This window comes from Komagataeibacter intermedius TF2 (assembly GCF_000964425.1).
In the GTDB taxonomy this organism is placed as follows: domain Bacteria; phylum Pseudomonadota; class Alphaproteobacteria; order Acetobacterales; family Acetobacteraceae; genus Komagataeibacter; species Komagataeibacter intermedius.
This window is the reverse complement of record NZ_BANF01000053.1, coordinates 1-3,527: the sequence shown is the minus strand read 5'-3', so window position 1 is coordinate 3,527 and position 3,527 is coordinate 1. Positions and strand designations below refer to the sequence as shown.

The following is a 3,527-nucleotide window of genomic DNA, read 5'->3' as shown; positions in this document are numbered from 1 at the left end:
CCTGAATTCTCATTTAACGCCCGACTAAAAATGGGGGGATTACCCCTCCAGTTGATGGATAAGGCCACTTTTCTCGACTTCACAGTCGAGATCATCCGGCGGTCAGAGACAGCAAAAGGGTTTGAAATCCTGCCGCGTCGGTGGGTTGTGGAACGGACCTTCGGTTGGATAATCCGCTGGCGTCGCCTTGTGAAGGACTACGAACAGCGGATCGACGTCGCAGAGGCCATGATCCACATCGCCATGGGAAGCCTCATGCTACGCCGAAACGCTCATCCGTGAATTTCCAAAAGGGCTCTCAGACGATGTGGTCATGTGCCGGATGGCGCGGGGAAGGCAGTGCCATGAGGCCGCCATTTATCCGACCGCCTTCCCTTGTTCTCCATCCTTTGCTTGAAAAAATTATTCTCCTCGCACCCAACCGCACCTGTGTTCTTGCTTTCCTGGGGCAGAATGACTTTTTACCCGAAGAGGAACAATTGCAGCGGAATGGGTATGAGCTGTTCCAGATGATGGTTGCCGATTTACCAACTGTACATCAGGAACGCGGCAACCATCTGGAAGCACATTTCAGGCCACTACTGAATGCGGCCATGGAGATGGTCATGACGTTGCCCGACATGCCCGAAAACACATCCGGCACGTATTACGCGCAAGCCTATATTGCGGTTCAGAATCTGATCGGCGCGCAGAAAGCCGCAATGAGCATGTATTGTCGTGCATAGGATTGGAGGAGACGGCTCTTGAATAACGTCGTGAATTATCCTGTTCAAAGCGGGGCCGCCAGATCCTATCTGGCGGCAAAAAATCTCACCAAAGAGCAATGCCGCTTTATTCTCTCCCTTCCGATAAATGGCGATTACGGCGTGCCTGAAACGGACCGAGGCAGCATTCGCGCATCATTGATATTGATGGGATATGTGGCTGCCGGATTTTCCACGCGGTGGGGCTGTGCGGCCGCACGCCTTACGCGTAGAGGATGCATCATGCATCGAAAGTTGATTTCAGGCGATATTTTCTAATGGAATCAAATAGCAGCCTGAAAGGACGGAAGTGACGATAACCATCTGAGGGGCGGCCCAAATGTAGAGCCCAAAAACTGCGTAACAATCTACTCTAGGATTGATAAATAGATCAGGACGCAACGTCCGCTTTGCGCACGTTCTCGCGATCGTTCTAATGACCGAGATAAAGGCGACTGCCGCCAGTCTGCTTAATTCTTGAAGCCGACAGGCAGATTTGGGGGGGAAGCTGAATGTCGGCTGTCAGGCATGAAAATCTGACCTGACCGAGAGGCAGATTCGCATCATAAACGCGTTACGTCCTGCGTCTGATCCTGACCTGTCAGACAGGGTGTTCAATTATCGTCCTGCCCGGAACGCTCCGTTTTCCAGATATCCCGGTATAGAAAGACAAGGAGCGGGACGGGCCACAGGAACGGAAAACTACCGTGCAAGGCCAGCCCCATGGCGGCGGCCATCACGCCAGCCAGAAAAGCCCCCCACAAAAGTAGCGGCAGAAAAATGCTTCCTGCGACAGGGCGAGTGTTCCTGTCCGGCGCAAGACATGACGCTACCCATTCCGCAATTCCCGATGCGGCTTTCAGCAGGTTTGTTGTCACGACGATCGTGGGCATGGGCGTGCCGAAGAATTTCGCGATCGTTTCGCCCTGAACAGCCAGCAGTGCCGGAAGCACGAGAAATTCGCCCCAGTAGCGTAGGGAGGATCCATGCACGATCTGTGCCAGAACCATGAAGATTGTCATCACCATGACACCATAAGCTGGCGACCATAACAGCCGCATCAGGCCGGACAGGATGGCGGCAAGGAAAAAGACACCCAGCACACCCACCAGAAGCAGGCCATGGTGCCAGTTTCCGCTGATAAACGAGGCGCCCATATGCGTGGTATTGCCCGTCATCGCGCCTGCAAAGACACCGCCCAGATCGACGAAACTCAGGGCATCCACATAGCCTGCGACAAGCCCGAGAATGAGAACCCGCCGGGCGGAAATCGAGACCGGGAGAAGGGAGGAGGGCATTATTGCGACCGGGAAGCGATTGACGGATAGAGCCTGCGGGCGACCCGCTCCATGGTCAGACCCTGCACGATGATGGTGAACACCACGACACCATAGCAAACAGGCAGTAGCAGGTCGCGCAGGTCTCCGGGTGGTAGGCCAAGCGCCAGAGAAACCGAGATGCCGCCACGCAGGCCGCCCCATGTCAGGATACCGAGAACACGGCCCCGTTCCCACTGCCGGAGATGAACCGGCAGGGTGGAGAACAGCACGCTCAATGCCCGCACGGCAATAGACAGCGGGATCACGGCAAGCGTCGCCAGCACCGTAAACAGATGCGGCGTGATCTCCAATATTTCAAAGCCAATGAGCATGAACAGGAGCACGTTCAGCACTTCGTCAATCAGCGTCCATGCAATGTCGAGTTCCTTGCGGGATACTTCATCGAAAACGGAATGGCTGTAACTGGTTCCGAAACATAGTCCGGCCACGACGACGGCAATCGCTCCGGACATCCCCAGCTGATTGGCGATGCTGAAGGTTCCGGTCGCCAGAGCCAGCGAGGTCAGCAGATCGATATGCGGGTCACGCTGCGCCTTGAGCACACGAAGCGCGATCCACCCGGTTATCGCTCCAAGAAGACCACCACCGAGCGCTTCGCGGCAGAAGCTCATGGCAATCTCAGAAGCGCCCACCCCTTGACTGTCTCCAGTCGCCAGCCCGATCGTCACACCGAAAATGACGACGCCCACGCCGTCATTGAACAGGCTCTCACCCGCAAAAACGGCCTGTATCGGTCCTGGCAGGCCGAGACGTTTCAGCATCCCCACGACTGAAACCGGGTCTGTCGGAGCGAGAATGGCGCCAAGTACGATGCACCATGTAAAGGGAACGGCGTGCCCCAGAAAGGGGAAAACACACCACGCCGCGACCGCCAGAAAAGCCACGGCCAGAACGGTTCCCAGAATAGAGAGGGCTGTTACAGACATCAGCTTTGCGCGCAGATGTCCGACATTCACCTGCATGGCTCCCGCAAAAAGCAGCAGCGAAAGGGCACCGTTCAGAAGTGCCGCAGGCAAATTGATGGCACCGAGCACGGATCGTGGGAGAGCCTGAAGATCATAGGCCGGGATCAGCGGGTTCAGGATCATGACCAACAGCGAGGTCAGCAATGAGAAGACCAGAACGCCAATCGTGACAGGAACACGCAATGTGTGGTGGTTGAGAATGCTGAAGCCTGCCGAGAAGGTCAGGAGCAGGGCAAGAAGACTGATTGTATCCATGGCCTCATCGCTGGCCGCCCTGGCGCCTCACGTCAAGAAAAACCGGGAATAGTCTGTTATTCGAGAAACTTAACCGGGCATTGAATGGCAAAAATGAGGGCGGGAGCTGACTTTCTACCAAGAAAGTAAATTCACTCTGTTCGCTTCGAAGCCAGTTCATAAATCTCATTATCGGCTCTCCGGCCAACGGCAATTACATAGATGACGATCCGTTCGTCGATGAC

5 protein-coding genes and 1 pseudogene are annotated in these 3,527 nt (G+C 55.5%); 3 read left to right on the top strand and 3 right to left on the bottom strand.

Going from position 1 to position 3,527, the window contains the following annotated elements; translation table 11 throughout:
• From B7449_RS09415 to B7449_RS09405, 3 genes are all read left to right on the top strand, one after another.
• Window positions 1–282: transposase (locus tag B7449_RS09415; RefSeq protein ID WP_048883587.1), on the top strand; the 282-nt coding region annotated here is incomplete at its 5' end.
• 62 nt (window positions 283–344) lie between these two features.
• A complete protein-coding gene (locus tag B7449_RS09410; protein WP_233419909.1) occupies window positions 345–725 on the top strand; it encodes a hypothetical protein in 381 nt (126 codons plus the stop codon).
• A gap of 18 nt (window positions 726–743) precedes the next feature.
• Window positions 744–1,022 carry a hypothetical protein gene (locus B7449_RS09405; protein WP_233419910.1) on the top strand — a complete coding sequence of 93 codons (279 nt, stop codon included), beginning with the start codon at window positions 744–746 and terminating at the stop codon, window positions 1,020–1,022.
• 335 nt (window positions 1,023–1,357) lie between these two features.
• On the opposite strand, the gene B7449_RS09400 is transcribed toward B7449_RS09405, so the two are convergent.
• The 3 genes and pseudogenes from B7449_RS09400 to B7449_RS23690 all read right to left on the bottom strand — a co-directional run.
• A complete protein-coding gene (locus B7449_RS09400; protein WP_039733480.1) occupies window positions 1,358–2,041 on the bottom strand; it encodes a YoaK family protein in 684 nt (227 codons plus the stop codon).
• Window positions 2,041–3,303: a cation:proton antiporter gene (locus B7449_RS09395; RefSeq protein WP_029604386.1), complete on the bottom strand. Its 1,263-nt coding sequence runs from the start codon at window positions 3,301–3,303 to the stop codon at window positions 2,041–2,043. Before B7449_RS09395 ends, B7449_RS09400 begins: the two co-directional genes overlap by 1 nt.
• A 131-nt stretch (window positions 3,304–3,434) precedes the next feature.
• Window positions 3,435–3,527, bottom strand: a pseudogene (locus B7449_RS23690) (type II toxin-antitoxin system mRNA interferase toxin, RelE/StbE family); the annotation flags it as partial.